Raw genomic sequence first — 17,100 nt, 5'->3', positions numbered from 1 at the left:
ACCCGATCCCTTCTCGCAGCGCTTGGCGCCATCGCCGTTCTCACCATGTCCACGCCGTCCGTGGCGCAGGACGCCTACCCCAACCGCCCCGTCAAGGTCATCGTCGCGCTGCCGGCCGGCGGCAGCGTGGACATGGTGGCGCGGCTGGTCAGCCAGCAGCTTGCGGCCGACCTGGGCCAGCCTTTCGTCGTCGACAACAAGGCCGGCGCCTCCGGCCAGATCGGCACGCCGCTGGTCGCGCGCGCGGCGCCCGACGGCTACACGCTCATGGTCTCGCCCGCTTCGTTCCTCACCACCAACAAGAGCATCTTCAAGACGCTGCCCTACAACCCGGAGGCCGACTTCGCCCCCGTCACCAAGCTGGTCAACCAGGCCATGGTGCTGGTGGTGCGCGACAAGACGCGCTTCGCGAGCGTTGCCGACGTGCTGGCCGCGGCGAAGGCCAACCCCGGCAAGCTGACCTATGCGTCCTCGGGCGACGGCAGCCCGCAGCACCTGGCGGGCCTCATGTTCGAGAGCCGCACCGGCACGCGGCTGCTGCACATCCCCTACAAGGGCGGCGCGCCGGCGATCACCGACCTCATCGGCGGCGTCGTGGACATGGTGTTCGCCCCGCTCCCGGAAGCGCTGCCGCACATCCGGGGCGGCAAGCTGCACGCCGTCGGCGTGCTGAGCGACAAGCGCGCGGTGTCGGCGCCCGAGATTCCGACGCTGCGCGAAGGCGGCGAAGGCGGCGTGGAAGGCGTGGTGCTGTCGGCGTGGATCGGCCTGCTGGCCCCGGCGAAGACGCCGCGGCCGATCCTGGAGCGGCTGGACAAGTCCGTGAAGGCGCTGCTGCGGGGCGATGCGAGGGCGAAGTTGATGGACGTGGGCATGGAGCCGGCGCCGGACGATGCCAAGCCGCTGGGGCAGGTCATTGCGGAGGAGATTCGGGTGCATGCGGAGCTGGTGAAGGCTGCGGGGTTGGTGCCGCAGTAGGGGGCGTGTTGCGAACGACGGTTGGAGCTTGCATGGGCATGGCTCTTGCACCAGATGTTCATGTCTTCTATCGCCTCCCTCACGCGCCGAGGTGCGCTCCAATCCCTGGCTGCCGGCGCAGCATCGCTCGCGCTGCCGGCCTTTGCCCAATGGCCCGGTAAACCGGTCCGGATCGTCGTCACCTTTCCGGCCGGTGGCTCAAGCGACATCCTCGCCCGCGTCATGGCCGAGCAACTTGGCAAGAAGCTCGGCCAGACCTTCGTGGTCGACAACAAACCGGGAGCAGGCGGCACCATCGGCGGCGCACAGGTAGCGGCCGCACCGGCCGACGGCTACACCCTCATGCTGTCGAACACGACCCCCATTGCGCTCGGACCCTTCGCACTCGAAAAACAACCCTACGATCCCGTCCTGGCTTTCACGCACATCGCCTATCTGGGCTCGGCACCGCTGGTGATCATGGCCAGCAAGTCCGCGGGCATTGCAAGCTACGCGCAACTCGATGCCCGTGCGCGCAAGGAAGGGCTGCTGAACTTCGGCTCCGGAGGCCCCGGCTCGGTCGGCCACATCCATGGCGAACTGATCCGCAAGACAACAGGCATTCCCATGGTGCACGTGCCTTACCGGGGCGGAGCACCCATGACGACGGACCTGATCGCGAATGTGATTCCGGTCGCCATCGACGTCGTCACCGCGTACACGCCATTCTTCAAGAGTGGCCAGCTGGTGCCGTTGGCGGTGACGGGCAACGCACGGTCGCCGCTCATCCCAGAAACCCCGACAGTCGCCGAACTGGGTCAGCCACAGCTGGTTCTGGAAAACTTCTTTGGCCTGAGCGCGCCGGCGGGTCTGCCGCCCGCCATCGTCGCCAGGCTCAATACCGCCTGCAACGAGATTCTGGTCATGCCGCAGGTGTCGGACAAGTTGCTCGAGCTGGGCATCGTCGGCAAGCCCGGGTCGGTCGATCGCTTCGAAGAGTTGGTCAAGGCGCAAGTGAGCATTCTTGGCTCGACGGTCAAGGGCGCGAGCATCAGGCTCTGATGTCCGACACGCTGCAGCTTTCGGCAGAAGCTCAGCGGGTCGTCGCAGGCAACTGCATCGCCACGGAGGGGCGCTGGCCCAGGGGCCAGTTCCACAGGCGCCCCTGCCCATCGATAGCGATCGTGTCTTCCAATCCGGCCGCCATGTGCGCAACGCCCTGCATTGCCAGGCGCGGCTGAACGCCCTCAGGTCCGCCCCAGATATACAGGCTGCCATCGGGCCGCAAGGCCAGCGAATGGCGGCTGCCGGTTGCGATGGCCGCGGCACCTTCGAAGATCACGCCCCATCGATCGGCCTTGTCACCCAGGCCATGACTGGCCAGCGGGCCGAAGCGATTGCCACCGGTGCCCAGGACCGCGCCGTCCATGCGGCGATACAGAGCGTGGCCCGTATGGCCGACCACTTCGCTCGCCTGCTCGGCCACTGCGGTCCAGCCGGGGCGCTCGGCCAGCCGTCCGTCGCCGTATTGACCACGGTGCGCGAGGCCGCGCGCATAAAGGCGGCCACCGGGGGCGACGTAGTAGTCGGCACCATCCCCTACCCAGGCGTGGATGGCGGCGTCGGCACTGCGACTCCACGTGGCTTCGCCGGCTCGGCGTTGCCACAAGCTGCCGTCGCAGCGGATTGCCAGCAGGCCGCTGTCGCCGGCCGAGATCAGCGCCACGTCGTCCAGCAGTGAATCGACGCGCGCCGAGCCCAGGGGCCACGTCACCGCGCGCTGCTTCCCGTCGATTGCATAGCCGTGCGACTTGCTTACCGCCACATGGCTGGCCCCATGCAGCACAAGCCTGGGCTTTTCTTGTGGACTCCGCCATTCATAGACGCGGTCGTCCACCAATGCCAGCTTGTGCTCGTAGTACCCGGCGAGCCGGGCACGGTGCTGTGCGGCTTCCACGCCGACCGGCGACATCTGCGCGCAACTGGCGGCGGCCGGATTGGCCACCAGCACGGTGCAAGCGGCCGCCATGCTCAGCAACGTACGCCAGCGTTCGGCCACGCCTTTCCAGAACACCGGTCGTTGGGTCGACCTCGCGTGCGCGACCCGGCGCAGAGGTTCAAGTTCGCAGATGCACAAGTTGAAGACATGGGATGTGTTTTTCATCGGGATGAAAGAAGCAATTGACAAGGGCGTTGTTAACGATCGCGTGCGCAGCTCACAAACCCGCGGCGGCCGCCGCCGCCCTGTATTCCATTCCATATCGCGCGCATCGGCCAGTCGTCCAGACAGTGAAGCGTGTTGATCGTAGAAATAGCTGCTTGACTCTGAAGCGACTCCAGGGTTTTTAATTCCTCTGCGCGCGATTCTGCGAACGCATCAAATCTAAACAGGGAAATCAAATGAACAGCTGCTCACAACACCCCGGCGAACACACGCACCAGCATGGACCGTCGTGCGGCCACACCGCCATCACGCACGGTGACCATGTCGACTATCTGCATGACGGCCATTTGCACCACATGCACAACGGCCACGTGGACGAACACACCCTTGAAGTCACGGTCGCGAATCCCGATCAATGCACGCCGAACCATCGCTGCGCGGGTCATGAGGCAGGGCATGTTCACGGTCCCAACTGCGGCCACGAAGCCGTGCCGCATGGCGATCACGTCGACTACCTGGTTGACGGTCACCTTCATCATCCGCACGGGGATCATTGCGATGATCATGGCGCCGTGAAGCTTGCCTAAATCGCTTCTTCCGGATTGCTCTGCGCCCGCCTCGTGCGGGCTTTTTCTTGCCCTGTATCGTCGATGCAGCAAAGGCTGCACAACGCCTCGGAGTGACTCGCTCTCTCATGGGCTCGCCCATTGGCGGCCCAAAGAAGAAAGGCGGCAAGTGCGCCAAGAAAAGTGAGGGCCAGCCCGACGGCTTGCGTAATCTGGATCTTTTGGTTCATAGAGCTTGGCGAGCAAGGTCGCAGAGTCTAAGACCGCTTTTTGTCTGGGCGATTGCAGGCGTGATCAATTGCACGATGCCAAGAGAATTTGCTTGGATGCTTGAATTCATTCATCTCCAAACAATGCGCTGAACTGTTAACAACGCAAAGCAAATAGTCAACAGGTGCATCGCATAACGGCCGTATCCGTTTGGCAAGGTCATCTTGATTGCGTGAGGCTGAGACAGGGCCTCGTGTCTGACTAACTTCTACGCGAATACATGGACACGGCCTCTCTCGTTGAGACGCTCGGCCCGCGCGACCGGCAAGCCGATGCGTTTGGCCCTACCTCAGCCCGACCTGTCTCAGCCGCTCCAGGCGTTCGATGAACTGTTCCGGCAAGCGTCGTGCCCGTGCGATGTCGACTGCGTCACGACCCTTGAAGTCGGCAATGGCAGCGTTCGCCCCAGCCTCGATCAGGAGGTCCAGTGTCTTGAGCCGCTGGAGCCTCGCCGCGTAGAAGATCGGCGTTTCGCCGTGCGCGCGCAGATTGAGTTCAGGCTTTGCCTTGAGCAAGACCCGGCACATCTTTTCGTCATCGCGCCACACCGCTGCCCAGAGCGAGTAGCTTGCGTTCGCGCCCTGCCCCACAAGAAACCCGACCAGAGGCAGGTTCTCGCCGCGCGCGACGGCATACCAGAGCGGCGTCGCGCGAAAGTCGCCTTCGTCCTCCGCCATGGGCACCTCGCCCTCGAGGTCGGCCCCGGCGCGAAGCAGAGTCGCCACTGTCTGGAGTCCGTGCGATTCCGCGAGTTGAGGCGTGCTGCCGGGCGTGACGCTGCAGGCAAGGTGCAGCGCCGTGCGACCTTTGGGATCGCTCGCACCGATCAACTCAGGCGCTCTGGACAGCGTCGCCGCGACCGAGGCTTCGTCCCAGTTCTTTGCTGCAGCGAAAAGCGATGTCTTGGACGGCTGGCGCATTCGGGTCTCCTCTGTCTGCTTGGTCTCCATCAACGTACAGCGCGATGGCTTGGGCGGTCTGGCCCTATTGCTGTTTGCCGCTCGAATAGTCGTGGCGCAGCAGCGAGAGCTGCACAAGGTCGTGATGCTCGCCCCACCAGAAGCCAGCCTGCCGCAGAAGTCCTTCTTCGACAAAGCCCAGTCGCCGCAGAAGTTTCAGCGAAGCGGCGTTTTGCGGATGGACCTGGGCTTCGATGCGATTCAGCGCCATCGATTCGAACCCCCACGTCAGAGCGGCACGCAGCGCTTCGGTCATCAGGCCATCGCCCCAGGCGTCGCGTGCGAGTTCGTAGCCTACGGTGCAGCTCTTCCAGTTCCTGTTCCAGCGGAACAAGCCACATGTGCCGATGAGCCGGCGGTCTTGGTTGCGTTCGATCGCCCATCGGGTCCCCAGGATCGGCGGCTTTCGCCAACTCGCGAAGGTCTGCACCATCTTCTCCGCTTCCGGCAGGCTCGCGATCGGATCGTTTCCGAACCAGCGCATGGCCTCGCGGTCACCGTGGATGGCGAGCAAGGAGGCGGCGTCGGTCGGGACGATCTCGCGCAGCGTGAGGCGGGGGGTTGTCAGGCACGGAAAGCTCTCGGCCGGCGCGTCTGCGGCAGTGGCGCCGACATCTACGATTGCATTGACGTTCCTCATGGCAGGTTACTCCCTTTGTTTGTTCGATCGACACGGCGCATGCTGCGTCGCTGTGGCCGGATTCTGCTGTAGTGGCGAACGGCCGGTGCCGGCCGTTGTCAGTCGAAAGAAGACGTGACGCCAACGGCTTCACCACGGCAACATGGCAATGCACTATGACCGTCATAGTCAAAGCGTTTGCGCTATTCGTCGATGCGGATCAAGAATGTACGCCCCTCAATCGAAGAACTGGAGACCCCCGATGACCCAGACTCAAGCAGAAGCCAAGTGTCCTGTCCACCATGCGGTGGGCCGCGGCGCAGTCAATCGTGACTGGTGGCCCAACCAGTTGCGCGTGGATCTGCTCCACCAGCATTCCTCCAAGTCCGACCCGATGGGCAAGGACTTCGACTACGCGAAGGAATTCAAGAGCCTCGACTACGAATCGCTGAAGAAGGACCTGCGTGCGCTGATGACCGATTCGCAGGCCTGGTGGCCGGCCGACTTCGGCCACTACGGGCCTCTGTTCATCCGCATGGCCTGGCACAGCGCCGGTACCTACCGCACCGGCGACGGGCGTGGCGGCGGCGGCCGGGGCCAGCAGCGCTTTGCACCGCTCAACAGCTGGCCCGACAACGTCAATCTCGACAAGGCCCGGCGCCTGCTGTGGCCGATCAAGCAGAAGTACGGCCGCAAGATCTCGTGGGCCGACCTGATGATCCTGACCGGCAACGTGGCCCTGGAGTCCATGGGCTTCAAGACCTTCGGCTTCGCCGGCGGCCGCCCGGACACGTGGGAGCCCGACCAGGACGTCTACTGGGGCAATGAGACAACCTGGCTCGATGACAAGCGCTACACCGGCGACCGCGATCTGGAGAACCCGCTCGGCGCCGTGCAGATGGGTCTGATCTATGTCAACCCCGAAGGTCCGAACGCCAACGGCGACCCGGTCTCGGCGGCTCGGGACATCCGCGAGACCTTCGCCCGCATGGCGATGAACGATGAGGAAACCGTCGCCTTGATCGCCGGCGGCCACACCTTCGGCAAGACCCACGGCGCGGGTCCGGCGGACCTCGTCGGCTCATCGCCTGAAGGGGCCGATCTGGAAGAAATGGGCATGGGCTGGAAGAGCACGCATGCCAGCGGCATCGCCGGCGACGCCATCGGCAGCGGCCTGGAAGTCACCTGGACCCAGGAGCCGACGAAGTGGACCAACCTCTTCTTCGAGAACCTGTTCAAGTTCGAGTGGGAGAAGGTCAAGAGCCCGGCCGGCGCCGGACAGTGGCAGGCCAAGGGCGCACCGGCCGACATTCCGGATGCGCACGACAAGTCGAAGAAGCGCACGCCGACCATGCTGACCACCGACCTCTCGCTGCGCTTCGACCCCGCCTACGAAAAGATCTCGCGGCGCTTCCTCGAGCACCCCGAGCAGTTCGCCGACGCCTTCGCGCGCGCCTGGTTCAAGCTGACGCATCGCGACATGGGTCCGCGCGCGCGCTACCTGGGCCCGGAAGTGCCGAAGGAAGAGCTGATCTGGCAAGACCCGATCCCGAAGGTCGATCATCCCCTGGTCGACGACAAGGACGCCGCGGCGCTCAAGGCGAAGATCCTGGGTGCGGGCCTGTCGGTCTCCGACCTGGTGCTGACGGCCTGGGCGTCGGGCGCCACCTACCGCGGCTCCGACATGCGCGGCGGCACCGACGGCGGCCGCATCCGCCTGGCGCCGCAGAAGGACTGGGAAGTCAACGAGCCGGCAAAGCTGGCCAAGGTGCTCAAGGCGCTGGAAGGCATCCAGGCCGAGTTCAACAAGGCGCAATCCGGCGGCAAGAAGATCTCGATGGCCGACCTGATCGTGCTGGCCGGCTGCGCTGGCGTCGAGCAAGGCGCGAAGAACGCGGGCCATGGCGCGACGGTGCCCTTCACCCCCGGCCGCGCGGACGCGTCGCAGGCGCAAACCGACGTGGAGGCCATGAAGGTGCTCGAGCCCGTGGCCGACGGCTTCCGCAACTACCTGAAGAAAGACTATGCGGTTCCCGCCGACGCACTGCTGGTCGACAAGGCCCAGCTGCTGACGCTGACAGCGCCCGAGATGACGGTGCTGGTGGGCGGCATGCGCGCGTTGGGTGCCAACGTCGGTGCGACCAAGCACGGCATCTTCAGCCAGAAGGAGCGCACGCTGACCAACGAGTTCTTCGTTCGCCTGCTCGACCTGAACACGACCTGGAAGGCCGCGCCCGGCGAGAACAACCTGTACGAAGGCGTTGACCGCACGACGAGCGAGCGCAAGGGCAGCGCGACGCGCGTGGACCTGGCCTTCGGCAGCAATTCGGTGCTGCGCGCCCTGGCCGAGGTCTACGGCAGTTCGGACGCACAGGAGAAGTTCGTGAAGGACTTCATCGCGGCTTGGACCAAGGTGATGAACCTCGGTCGGTTCGGCGCGGCCTAGACAAGCCTCGCCCTGCCGTTTCGATGCAGCGCCGCCAAGTGCTCGCCATTGCGAGCGCTTGGCGGTGCCATCGCACATGAACAAGATGGTCCTGCCCCGTGTGCCCGGACACGACCCATTCGCAAACCAACGCTACGCCTATGCAGCGAAGCGCGCAGGAGACAACGATGACGGCCAGCTATGTAGACATACAAGGCGCCCAGGCGGATGTTGACCTCTGGGATGGGTTGATCACGGATCAGAACGCCCTCGTCGGCGTCATGATGCAGAAGATGTCCCAAGTCGGATGCACGGATGCAGCATGGCTCGACGAGCGGATCACGGAGGCGGAAAGTATCGAGAATCGCCTGGTCGTCGGACTCGACCGCGCCCAGCGCCGATTGCGGGCATTGATCTAGACATCCCGAGCGCTCGACTCGAGCGGACCAACTTCCGGGAATGATGCGGTGCGAGGTCGGAATGCTCGGAACTGCCTGCGATGGCGAAACAGTTTTCGGCTCTGATCTCATCGATTTGCTACCGTGTTGTAAGCCCGCTCCCTGCGAATGCGGCGGCGAGCGGCTGGCTCTGGCCGGACTCTGCCGCGCGCCACCACCCAGCAAAGCACCTTCTCTCCGCCCCAGAGACTATTCCCATGCCCCAACCCGACATCCCCTTCAGCGACGCCTCCGCCCTCCGCGACTACGCCGAAAAAACCGCCCGCATCGTCCCGGGCTTGCACGACCTGCAAACAATGGCCGCTCTGCTCGTCGCAGAGCGCGCGCCCGACACGGCCAACGTGCTCGTCATCGGCGCCGGCGGCGGCGGCGGCATGGAATTGAAGGCGCTTGCAGAAGCGCATCCGCAATGGCAATTCGTCGGCGTCGATCCGTCGCAACCCATGCTCGACCTGGCGGCGGCAGCGCTCGGCCCGCTTGCCGAGCGGGCCCAGTTGCACCTGGGCTATACCGACACGGCGCCCACCGGCCCGTTCGATGCCGCGACCTGCCTGCTGACGATGCACTTCGTGGCCATCGAAGAAAGAAGATCGACGCTGAAAGAAATCCATCGCCGCCTGAAGCCCGGTGCGCCGTTCGTCATGGCGCATCTCAGTTTTCCTCAGGCCTCAGAGGAGCGAGAGTTGTGGCTCTCGCGCTATGCCGCTTTCGCGATCGCTTCGGGCGTCGAACCGGAGAACGCGCATAAGGCGGCAGCCACGATCGGCTCGACCCTGCCGTTGCTCGGCCCTGAGCAAGAGGAAGAATTGCTTCAAGAGGCCGGCTTCACGAACGTCCGTCTGTTCTACGTGGGGATGGCTTTCAGGGGCTGGGTAGCGCAGGCCTGAGCAAAGAAGTCGCAGTCACGCGGCCGCAGTCCGACGCGTGCCCGCAGGTTGCCGGCCATCCGACGGCATCCGCTCTGCAATCACCTCCCGCAGCAACGGCAGCGTCGGCGCCTCGCTGCGGCCGGCCAGCGTGACCAGTCCGAAGCGGGCCGCGCCCAGCGGCGGATGCACCGGCAGCGCCACAAGGTCCGGCGCCACCGCGCGCACGGCCAGCAAGATCGCGTCGCTGTTGCGGGTGAGCTCGACCAGATTCGAAATTTCCGAACAGCGCAAGGTCACGCACTGGTCGGGATGCGCCTCGGGGCCGTAGGCGTCCACCATCGCACGCATCACATCGCGCCCAAGCCCGGTCGAGGCCAACGGGTAGCTCAGCAGATTCTGGAAACTCAAGGGCCCGCGCTTCCTGGCCAACGGATGGCCGCGGCGGCACATGAAGGCGCCGCGCATCTCCACCAGGGGTTCGATCCGCAGGTCGACGCTCGGCGTCACGGTGCGGAACTCGACCACCACCGCATCGAGCGCGCGCTGTCGCAGTGCTTGCAAGAGACGGTCGGTGTCGCCACGCAGGATGTCGATACGCACCGGCGCGTCGCGGTAGGCCATGCGCTCGAGCAGCGGCGTCGCGAGCAGTGCACCGGGGCCGGCGCCCAGCCCGACACGCAAGGTGTTGCTGCCCTGGCCGCGCGCGGCGGCCACGAGATCGTCCGCATCGCAGACCAGATGGCGCACGCGCTCGAGCATGTCGCGCCCGAAGTGCGTGAGCTCGCTGCGCCGCCCCACCCGGTCGAACAGGGCGCGCTGGAAGCCGCCCTCCAGCGCGTGGATGCTGCGGCTCAGGGCCGGTTGCGTGATCGACAGCGCCTTGGCCGAGCGGGTGAAGGAACCCGTCTCGGCCACCGACAGGAAGTGCCGGAGCTGCACGAACGTCATCGTGTGAAGTGGCCTATTCATGCATTCGAATTATTGCAGCGCATAGAACAATGCATTGGACGCCTGGCAAGACTTCCCCTAGATTTGCGCTCGCCGTGCCAAGGCGCACACAGCACAGCACAGCAGATGCGCCACGCGGCCAAGAAGCCGTTCGACACCCATCCCCGGAGACACGCCCCCTCATGTTTTCTCTTCGCCAGCTTTCTCTGTCGCTGTCCTGCCTGTCCTTCTTCTGCGCAGCCGTGCCGGTTGCCATGGCGCAGAACGCGCCGCCGTCCACGCAGCGCATCGAACCGCTGGTGCGCGACATGTACCCACAGCTCGATGCGCTCTACAAGGACATCCACGCGCATCCCGAGCTCGGGTTCCAGGAGGTGCGCACGGCCGCCAAGCTGGCGGCCGAGATGCGCGCCCTCGGCTTCGAGGTGACCGAGAAGGTCGGCCGCACCGGCGTGGTCGCGGTCTATCGCAACGGTGCCGGCCCGACCGTGATGGTGCGGACCGAGCTCGACGCCCTGCCGATGGAGGAGAAAACCGGCCTGCCCTACGCGAGCAAGGCCAAGGCCCTGTGGCAAGGCAAGGAGACCTTTGTCGCGCACAGCTGCGGCCACGACATCCACATGGCAAGCTGGGCCGGAACGGCCCGCACGCTGCTCGCGCTCAAGGACCAATGGAAGGGCACGCTGGTGTTCGTCGCGCAGCCCGCCGAGGAGGCCAGCGGCGGCGCCAAGGGCATGCTCGCGGACGGGCTGTACACGCGCTTTCCGAAGCCGGATTTCGCTTTTGCGTTGCACACGTCGGCCTCGCCGTATGGCTACGTCGGCTACCGCGCGGGGCCGATCACCTCGGCATCGGACGGCATGGAGATCCTCTTCAAGGGCCGCGGCGGCCACGGCTCCGCGCCCCACAGGGCCATCGACCCGATCACGATGGCCGCCCGTTTCGTGACCGATGTGCAGACCGTGGTGAGCCGCGAGAAGGACCCGAACGAATTCGGCGTCGTCACGATCGGCGCGTTCCAGGCGGGCACGGCCGGCAACATCATCCCCGACGAGGCACTGCTGCGCGGCACCATCCGCAGCTACAACCCGAAGGTGCGCGACGGCCTGATCGACGGCGTGCGCCGCACCGCGAAGGCCACGGCCGCAATGGCCGGCGCGCCCGAACCGGTGATCGGGCTCGATCCGTCGAAGGGCAATGCCGCGGTGGTCAACGACCAGGCGCTGGTGCAACGGACCGTGGCTGCGCTGAAGGCGCAACTGGGGGATGCGAAGGTCGTGCAGGTGCCGCCGATCACGGCGAGCGAAGATTTTTCGGAGTTCGCCGCGGAGGGCGTGCCGACGATGTTCTTCTTCATCGGGGTGAGCGACCCGAAGGACGTGGCGGAGTCGCAGAAGCCGGGAGGCAAGCCGCTGCCGTTCAATCACTCGCCGTACTTTGCGCCGGTGCCGGAGCCGTCGATTACTACGGGGGTGCGGGCGATGACGGCGGCGATGTTGAGTGCGTTGGGGGCGAAGAGCTGAGGGTCGTCTTGCGAGGGCAAACGCCCTCGCCTACTGCCTTGCCGTGACGCAACGTGCCTGCTGGTGGTCCCAAGCACCTCCGCGATCGAGGCACCTGTCTATCGGCACCTCGCGTGCAAGCCAGAGGCTCACAACCATCAGGACAGCGGCTACAAGCAGGAATGCGATTCCAACGCGTACGCGTGTGTTCATGGTGAAGTTCTTCTCCTGGTCCGGCGGGAATGCACGAAGCCCGTGCAGTTACTCCAGATCAAACGTCATCCCGAACAGGCCGGCGCGGCGAACAACACCATCTCCTCCGAAGTCCTGGACACAGACCACTTGAAGGGCGCCACGCACGAAGGCGGCCACGTCCTTTTCATCGAAGACAAGGTCTACGTATTCATCGCGCGGATGGAATTGAAACCGCTCATCGCCGAGGAAGCATCTGAACACCGGGTGCCGCTCGAGAACCACATCCATGACCCAGTAGCGGACGCCAACAGTCGTACCTGAAGACGTGCGAATGTGATCGTAGAAGACACCGCCGAGGCTCACCTTCGCGTCGGGCTTCCATCCTGTTTGATTGCCCGAAAACGGCTGCCCGGATATCTTGGGCACAACGAGGTGTTTCATTGACCGAGTCCATCCGGCTGTAGAGATCTCATGGGACATACACCATGTAGATGCGAAACGCGAAGCCACCCTTGGCCTCGGACACATGAAGACTCAGCACAAGATCGCTTCTCCCCTCCCCGAGCGTCCAGAGATCGATGAGCGCATCCCATCGCGTGCCGGTCCAGATGCAGACCGATGAATCCCACGTTTCATCGGAAAGCGACGTCAGCGTCTCCCCATAGTCTTCGATGTAGTCCCTGATTCTTTCCGCGTCATCGGCCGAGACCGGCTCGACGCCGGCGATGGGAACACTGAGGCCATGGTCCCCGTTCACGAACGCATCGACGATCTTTCGAATGACCGGGCGCCAGGCCGAAGGGATCGGACGTTGGGCCTCTTCGTCTTTGATTGCCAGGACTTCAGGGTTTTCTTTTTCGATAGTCATTGCCAAGACCTTTGAGCGGCCGCCTCGTGCGGCAACAAGCGTTTGTGTGAAGGTGAAATGCTGTCAATTGCCGTGGTTCGTGCTCGGCTCTTCCGTCCCATCGGGCTTCCAGAATCGCCACACGCCGACCTCTCGGCCTTCGCGGTAGCGGCCTTCGGCTGCAGGTTGTCCGTCCGGATGAAAGTCGCGCCAAAGCCCGTCCTCCATCCCGTCGACATACTGGCCCTCAGACGCCACGACTCCATTCTCGTGATACGCGATGAAGAGGCCATGCCGAATCCATCGGGTCTTGTCGGGGGATATCACCCTCGCATATCGGAACTTGATGGCGCCCGATTCGTAGGGGATCTCGGCGATATGGAGGTCAGCTTCGACGGTCATGTTCTTGAGCTGGCGGATGAGTCGGAGGCTGATGATGAACACCCGCCCTTCCGTAAAGATGAGTTGGCTCGACAGATGTCATTTCAGGCCGATGAAATCGACACCTCGATCTTTCTTTTCAACCGCTGTCCCGCGAGAAGAAGAATCTTCGCAAATCGCTCATCGCTGGCCGGGTCCGCGAGGCCCATCAGCACCTTCCAGTTTGCGAGAGATACAAGGTACTCGCCCCACCCCATTCGCTCCACGACCCGGGCCACCATCCTTTGCTCGCCGTCCTGAATGTCGTAGAGCCGTGCGCAAAGACCGATCTTGGGTCTCCAGCCCAGCGGCAGCGCAGCGAAATCAAGGGAGAAATCGGCAAAGCCGCCGCGGGAATGACTTTCAACGGCGATGTCCACGCAGACATCGCCATCGCCTGGGTTTGTGACCTCGGTCGCATCCGCATACCCGAACGATTCACCGAGAACGGCGAGAAGGCTCGGACGCAGTTCCTTGCCTTGCTGCAGCCCCGCCTCCAGGTGACGCCACACATCCCGACGCGGCACCACGCGCACTACGCCCAGGTGAAGCTTGACGGGAGGCCGGCGGCCGAACGAGAGCATCTTGGGAAAGTGGTTGAAGTCAATCAATCAGTGTCGAGGCCGGGCGCCGCCCGCTGTATGTGTCCGAATGGTAGACGCTCCGAATCTTCCCCCAAGCTTGACCCAGGTCAAGCGCCAACCCCCACCCCCATGGCTAGCATCGAAGACAACACGAGGAGACACCGTGGAACTCGAGATACCGGAAATGCTGGCCGCTGTACTGCAGGGTCAGGTCGGCGCGCAGTCGCCGCTTGGCCTGCAGTTGGGTGGGTATGGCGCCGGCAGCGGCGTGCGCATCGTGTCCAGTCAGCATTTCGACGGCGACTCGCTCAACCAGCTGTTCCAGCTGGGCATGGCCGCCGGTGCGCGCGACCTGGTGTTCCAGCTGCTCGCGCTGGACAACCTCAACGGCGAACCGCTCGCGCGGCCCATTCCGAGCCTGGAGCTGATGGTCCCGGCGCTGATCGAATGGCTGCGCCGCGACCTCATCGACGGCTGGCTCTACCAGCGCGGCAAGGACGGCGCGTTGCTTCCCTGGCTGGTGCACACCGTGCGCCTGGTGAAGCCGACGGACGGCGAGGCCTATGTGCTGGTGGGCCTCCTGGCCAACACGCTGCAGGCGGCCGGCCGCGAGCCACCCACCGAGCCGCGGCTGCGCTTCTCGGGCATGACCTGGGGCCTGAGCTTCTACGCGGAAGACCTGCCCGGCCGCACGATGGCCGGCCTCTTCGCCGACCACGGCTTTCACAAGGAGTGCGCCGAGTTCAAGCGCGAGTACGACAAGCAGGTCGCGTGCTTCACCAGGCTGCAGCCGCAGTTCGGCGCCCAGTTCACCGTCGACGGCTGCATCTGGACGACGGGCGAAGGCCCGCGGGCCGGCATGTCGTGCCACCGGCTGCCCGAAGGCTCGACGGTGCGCGGCGTGAACGACGAAGAGCTGCTGCGACGCCGCTTCGATCTGGCGGCCGATCCGCACTACTGGCGCGAGAGCGGCGTCGCCAGCGGGTTCGACCGCATTCCGCAGCACTGCTACCTGCACCTGTTCCATCTCGACTGGCACCGCAACGTCTGGGTCCATGCGCAGCATGTGCAGGCGTACGCGTACCAGCCCAACCTGCGCGAGCGGCTGGTGCTGCCGCAGGCGCATCGCGACCTGATCGACATCCTCACGGCCGACCGCAGCTTCCTCGTGGAGGACGTGGTGCCCGGCAAGTCGGGCGGCACCACCATCCTGTGCAAGGGCGCGCCGGGCCTGGGTAAGACGCTCACGGCCGAGGTCTATGCCGAGGTGGTCGGCAAGCCGCTGTACCGCGTGCATTCGGGCCAGCTCGGCGTGACGGCCAATTCGGTCGAGGCCAGCCTCACCAAGATCCTGCAGCGCGCCGCGCGGTGGGACTGCGTGCTGCTGCTGGACGAGGCCGACGTGTACATCCGCCGGCGCGACAACGACCTGCAGCACAACGCGATCGTGGCGGAGTTCCTGCGCACGCTCGAATACTTCAGCGGCCTGCTCTTCATGACCACCAACCGCGACGGCGACATCGACGAGGCGATCCTCTCGCGCTGCATCGCGGTCATCGACTACCAGCCGCCGGGCCCGGACGATGCGCGCCGCCTGTGGTCCACGCTGTCGGCGCAACTGGGCGTCGAGCTGCCGGGCGCGGTGATCGACAGGCTGGTGGCGGACTACGCCGGTGCAAGTGGGCGCGACATCAAGGAACTGCTCAAGCTCACCAGCAAGTACTGCCGCCGCAAGGAGCTGCCGCTGTCGACGCAGGCATTCGCGCAGTGCGCCGTGTTCCGCGGCATCGCCTGCGCCTCGCAGACCGGAGCGCCAAGCGGAGCACAGATGAGGACCGTCGAATGATCGATGCCAGCCTGCTCGGTGGCGCACTCACCGGCCGCCTGGCCTTCCGCCCGGTCGCCCTGCCCGCTTCCGACCCACTGCCACCGGGGCGCCACGGCCTCTCGTTCGCCGAAGGGCGCGAGGCCGTGCTGGTGGTGCCCGAGGGATTGCCCGCCGATGCACCACTGCCGCTGCTGGTGATGTTCCACGGCGCGGGCGGCGAGGCCAACCGGGTGCTGCCGCATCTCGTGGCGCATGCGCGGGCCCGGAAATTTCTTCTGCTCGCGCCGCAGTCGATGTACCCGACGTGGGACATCGTGGTCGGCGGACACGGGCCCGATCTGGAGCGGCTCGATGGCGCGCTCTCGACGGTGGCCGGGCACTTTCGCATCGACCCCACGCGCCTCGCATTCGCCGGCTTCTCAGATGGCGGCAGCTATGCTCTCTCGCTCGGCGTAACCAACGGCGATGTGGCGAGCCATGTGATCGGGTTGTCCGCGGGCTTCATGAACGCTTTCACGCAGACAGGAAAGCCGCGGGTGTTTCTGGCGCACGGCCGCGCCGACAGCCAGTTGCCTATCGGGACCAGCGCCCATCCGCACGCACGGCGGCTGCTGGAGAGCGGGCACGACCTGACGCTTCAGCCCTTCGATGGCGACCACGTCATCGTGCCGTGGGTGGTTGGGCGGGCAGTCGAATTCTTCATGGGCGCGCAGGAGCCATAGCGCCAGCTTGCTCCAGGAGTTGCACCTCGCGCAGCCGCTGGTGCGCATCACCATCCCACACGACAGGCTGCTGGTTCTTCGCACGCAGATAGTGATGCGTGAACACCGCCAGATAGGCCTCCAGCGTTTGCTCGGCGACGTGTTCGCCTGCCAGGTTCATGCACAGGGCGGCCACCTCGCTGGTGCAGAAGTGGTCGTCGCGGCCGGAGCGGCGCAGCTTGTACTGGGATATCTGCTCGGGCTCCAGGCTCAGTACCGGCAGCGCATCGAGGTACGGGCTTCTGCCGAACATCTTGCGGGCCTCGCCCCAGGTTCCGTCCAGCAGGATGAAGAGCGGGCGTTTCGCCGGCGCACCGTGCAGCGAATCAAGCGACAACGGGACGGTGCGGACCACGCGCTCGGGCGCCGCATATTGCCCGGGAAACACCACATAGGGTTGCCACTGCGGGTCGGCCAGCAAAGCCAGCAGCGTGGGATCGGTTTCGGTACGCGCCCAGCCGAAGGCGAAGGTATCGGCCACCACGTCGGCGATCAGCCAACCCGTGTTGGTCGGCTTGAGCGGCTCAATGTCGGCCATGAGCAGGCACACACCCGCGCGCGTGGCCACCGACGGGCGCAAGGCGCACATGCAATGGCTGGGCAGCAGCCGGCAGCCCGCGCAGCGTTCGCGCTTGAAGCCGCCGCGGGCCAGAAAGGGCTTGGCGCTTCGCGCAAGGCGGGCGGCGCGAAGGAGAGAAACGGCGTGAGGCATGCGGGGATTCTCGACG

Annotated in this window: 18 protein-coding genes; 8 read left to right on the top strand and 10 right to left on the bottom strand. The window is 65.2% G+C overall.

Going from position 1 to position 17,100, the window contains the following annotated elements; all coding sequences use genetic code 11:
• Positions 1–45 precede the first annotated feature (45 nt).
• Both NU688_RS03410 and NU688_RS03405 read left to right on the top strand, forming a co-directional pair.
• Positions 46–978: a tripartite tricarboxylate transporter substrate binding protein gene (locus tag NU688_RS03410; RefSeq protein WP_257859132.1), complete on the top strand. Its 933-nt coding sequence runs from the start codon at positions 46–48 to the stop codon at positions 976–978.
• 54 nt (positions 979–1,032) lie between these two features.
• Positions 1,033–2,019: a Bug family tripartite tricarboxylate transporter substrate binding protein gene (locus tag NU688_RS03405; protein ID WP_374684612.1), complete on the top strand. Its 987-nt coding sequence runs from the start codon at positions 1,033–1,035 to the stop codon at positions 2,017–2,019.
• Between the two features lie 31 nt (positions 2,020–2,050).
• Here NU688_RS03405 and NU688_RS03400 read toward each other — a convergent pair whose 3' ends face one another.
• The 4 genes from NU688_RS03400 to NU688_RS03385 all read right to left on the bottom strand — a co-directional run bounded on the left by NU688_RS03400 (position 2,051) and on the right by NU688_RS03385 (position 5,556).
• A complete protein-coding gene (locus NU688_RS03400) occupies positions 2,051–3,121 on the bottom strand; it encodes a hypothetical protein (RefSeq protein WP_257859130.1) in 1,071 nt (356 codons plus the stop codon).
• Between the two features lie 248 nt (positions 3,122–3,369).
• Positions 3,370–3,687: a hypothetical protein gene (locus NU688_RS03395; protein ID WP_257859129.1), complete on the bottom strand. Its 318-nt coding sequence runs from the start codon at positions 3,685–3,687 to the stop codon at positions 3,370–3,372.
• A 554-nt stretch (positions 3,688–4,241) separates the two neighbouring features.
• A complete protein-coding gene (locus tag NU688_RS03390; RefSeq protein WP_257859128.1) occupies positions 4,242–4,877 on the bottom strand; it encodes an ankyrin repeat domain-containing protein in 636 nt (211 codons plus the stop codon).
• A gap of 64 nt (positions 4,878–4,941) precedes the next feature.
• Positions 4,942–5,556, bottom strand: a complete 615-nt coding sequence (locus tag NU688_RS03385) for a GNAT family N-acetyltransferase (RefSeq protein ID WP_257859126.1) — start codon at positions 5,554–5,556, stop codon at positions 4,942–4,944.
• Positions 5,557–5,797: 241 nt separating this feature from the next.
• Between NU688_RS03385 and katG the strand changes: the two genes are divergently transcribed.
• From katG to NU688_RS03370, 3 genes are all read left to right on the top strand, one after another.
• A complete protein-coding gene (katG, locus tag NU688_RS03380) occupies positions 5,798–7,981 on the top strand; it encodes a catalase/peroxidase HPI (RefSeq protein WP_257859125.1) in 2,184 nt (727 codons plus the stop codon).
• 167 nt (positions 7,982–8,148) lie between these two features.
• Complete coding sequence (locus tag NU688_RS03375; RefSeq protein ID WP_257859124.1) at positions 8,149–8,379, top strand: hypothetical protein; 231 nt, start codon at positions 8,149–8,151, stop codon at positions 8,377–8,379.
• A gap of 236 nt (positions 8,380–8,615) precedes the next feature.
• Positions 8,616–9,305, top strand: coding sequence for a class I SAM-dependent methyltransferase (locus NU688_RS03370; RefSeq protein ID WP_257859123.1), 690 nt, complete (start codon positions 8,616–8,618; stop codon positions 9,303–9,305).
• 15 nt (positions 9,306–9,320) lie between these two features.
• Here the strand turns inward: NU688_RS03370 and NU688_RS03365 are convergent, their stop codons facing one another.
• Positions 9,321–10,256: a LysR family transcriptional regulator gene (locus NU688_RS03365; RefSeq protein WP_257859122.1), complete on the bottom strand. Its 936-nt coding sequence runs from the start codon at positions 10,254–10,256 to the stop codon at positions 9,321–9,323.
• Positions 10,257–10,417: 161 nt separating this feature from the next.
• Between NU688_RS03365 and NU688_RS03360 the strand changes: the two genes are divergently transcribed.
• Positions 10,418–11,758, top strand: a complete 1,341-nt coding sequence (locus tag NU688_RS03360) for an amidohydrolase (protein ID WP_374684611.1) — start codon at positions 10,418–10,420, stop codon at positions 11,756–11,758.
• 240 nt (positions 11,759–11,998) lie between these two features.
• Here the strand turns inward: NU688_RS03360 and NU688_RS03355 are convergent, their stop codons facing one another.
• From NU688_RS03355 to NU688_RS03340, 4 genes are all read right to left on the bottom strand, one after another.
• Positions 11,999–12,373 (bottom strand): hypothetical protein, encoded by a 375-nt coding sequence (locus tag NU688_RS03355; protein ID WP_257859121.1) that lies wholly within the window; start codon positions 12,371–12,373, stop codon positions 11,999–12,001.
• A 28-nt stretch (positions 12,374–12,401) separates the two neighbouring features.
• Entirely contained in the window at positions 12,402–12,800 is a 399-nt protein-coding gene (locus NU688_RS03350) for a hypothetical protein (RefSeq protein WP_257859120.1), read from the bottom strand.
• Positions 12,801–12,863: 63 nt separating this feature from the next.
• Positions 12,864–13,223, bottom strand: a complete 360-nt coding sequence (locus tag NU688_RS03345; protein WP_308340280.1) for a hypothetical protein — start codon at positions 13,221–13,223, stop codon at positions 12,864–12,866.
• 41 nt (positions 13,224–13,264) lie between these two features.
• Complete coding sequence (locus NU688_RS03340; protein ID WP_257859119.1) at positions 13,265–13,810, bottom strand: hypothetical protein; 546 nt, start codon at positions 13,808–13,810, stop codon at positions 13,265–13,267.
• A gap of 136 nt (positions 13,811–13,946) precedes the next feature.
• Between NU688_RS03340 and NU688_RS03335 the strand changes: the two genes are divergently transcribed.
• Both NU688_RS03335 and NU688_RS03330 read left to right on the top strand, forming a co-directional pair.
• Positions 13,947–15,629 (top strand): ATP-binding protein, encoded by a 1,683-nt coding sequence (locus tag NU688_RS03335; protein WP_257859118.1) that lies wholly within the window; start codon positions 13,947–13,949, stop codon positions 15,627–15,629.
• Positions 15,626–16,333 carry an alpha/beta hydrolase gene (locus tag NU688_RS03330; RefSeq protein ID WP_257859117.1) on the top strand — a complete coding sequence of 236 codons (708 nt, stop codon included), beginning with the start codon at positions 15,626–15,628 and terminating at the stop codon, positions 16,331–16,333. Before NU688_RS03335 ends, NU688_RS03330 begins: the two co-directional genes overlap by 4 nt.
• Here NU688_RS03330 and NU688_RS03325 read toward each other — a convergent pair.
• A complete protein-coding gene (locus tag NU688_RS03325; protein ID WP_257859116.1) occupies positions 16,311–17,084 on the bottom strand; it encodes a tRNA-uridine aminocarboxypropyltransferase in 774 nt (257 codons plus the stop codon). The two genes, NU688_RS03330 and NU688_RS03325, sit on opposite strands and share 23 nt — an antisense overlap.
• Positions 17,085–17,100: the final 16 nt, after the last annotated feature.

This window comes from Variovorax sp. ZS18.2.2 (assembly GCF_024701975.1).
Classification (GTDB): domain Bacteria; phylum Pseudomonadota; class Gammaproteobacteria; order Burkholderiales; family Burkholderiaceae_C; genus Variovorax.
Note: the sequence above shows the minus strand (reverse complement) of the source record. Positions and strands in the feature narration are given on the sequence as shown.

Bases quoted from the DNA above. Each gene is read 5' to 3' on its own strand.
- NU688_RS03410 (WP_257859132.1), top strand. From the start codon at position 46: ATGTCCACGCCGTCCGTGGCGCAGGACGCCTACCCCAACCGCCCCGTC.
- NU688_RS03405 (WP_374684612.1), top strand. From the start codon at position 1,033: ATGTTCATGTCTTCTATCGCCTCCCTCACGCGCCGAGGTGCGCTCCAA.
- NU688_RS03400 (WP_257859130.1), bottom strand. From the start codon at position 3,121: ATGAAAAACACATCCCATGTCTTCAACTTGTGCATCTGCGAACTTGAA.
- NU688_RS03395 (WP_257859129.1), bottom strand. From the start codon at position 3,687: ATGATCATCGCAATGATCCCCGTGCGGATGATGAAGGTGACCGTCAAC.
- NU688_RS03390 (WP_257859128.1), bottom strand. From the start codon at position 4,877: ATGCGCCAGCCGTCCAAGACATCGCTTTTCGCTGCAGCAAAGAACTGG.
- NU688_RS03385 (WP_257859126.1), bottom strand. From the start codon at position 5,556: ATGAGGAACGTCAATGCAATCGTAGATGTCGGCGCCACTGCCGCAGAC.
- katG (WP_257859125.1), top strand. From the start codon at position 5,798: ATGACCCAGACTCAAGCAGAAGCCAAGTGTCCTGTCCACCATGCGGTG.
- NU688_RS03375 (WP_257859124.1), top strand. From the start codon at position 8,149: ATGACGGCCAGCTATGTAGACATACAAGGCGCCCAGGCGGATGTTGAC.
- NU688_RS03370 (WP_257859123.1), top strand. From the start codon at position 8,616: ATGCCCCAACCCGACATCCCCTTCAGCGACGCCTCCGCCCTCCGCGAC.
- NU688_RS03365 (WP_257859122.1), bottom strand. From the start codon at position 10,256: ATGAATAGGCCACTTCACACGATGACGTTCGTGCAGCTCCGGCACTTC.
- NU688_RS03360 (WP_374684611.1), top strand. From the start codon at position 10,418: ATGTTTTCTCTTCGCCAGCTTTCTCTGTCGCTGTCCTGCCTGTCCTTC.
- NU688_RS03355 (WP_257859121.1), bottom strand. From the start codon at position 12,373: ATGAAACACCTCGTTGTGCCCAAGATATCCGGGCAGCCGTTTTCGGGC.
- NU688_RS03350 (WP_257859120.1), bottom strand. From the start codon at position 12,800: ATGACTATCGAAAAAGAAAACCCTGAAGTCCTGGCAATCAAAGACGAA.
- NU688_RS03330 (WP_257859117.1), top strand. From the start codon at position 15,626: ATGATCGATGCCAGCCTGCTCGGTGGCGCACTCACCGGCCGCCTGGCC.
- NU688_RS03325 (WP_257859116.1), bottom strand. From the start codon at position 17,084: ATGCCTCACGCCGTTTCTCTCCTTCGCGCCGCCCGCCTTGCGCGAAGC.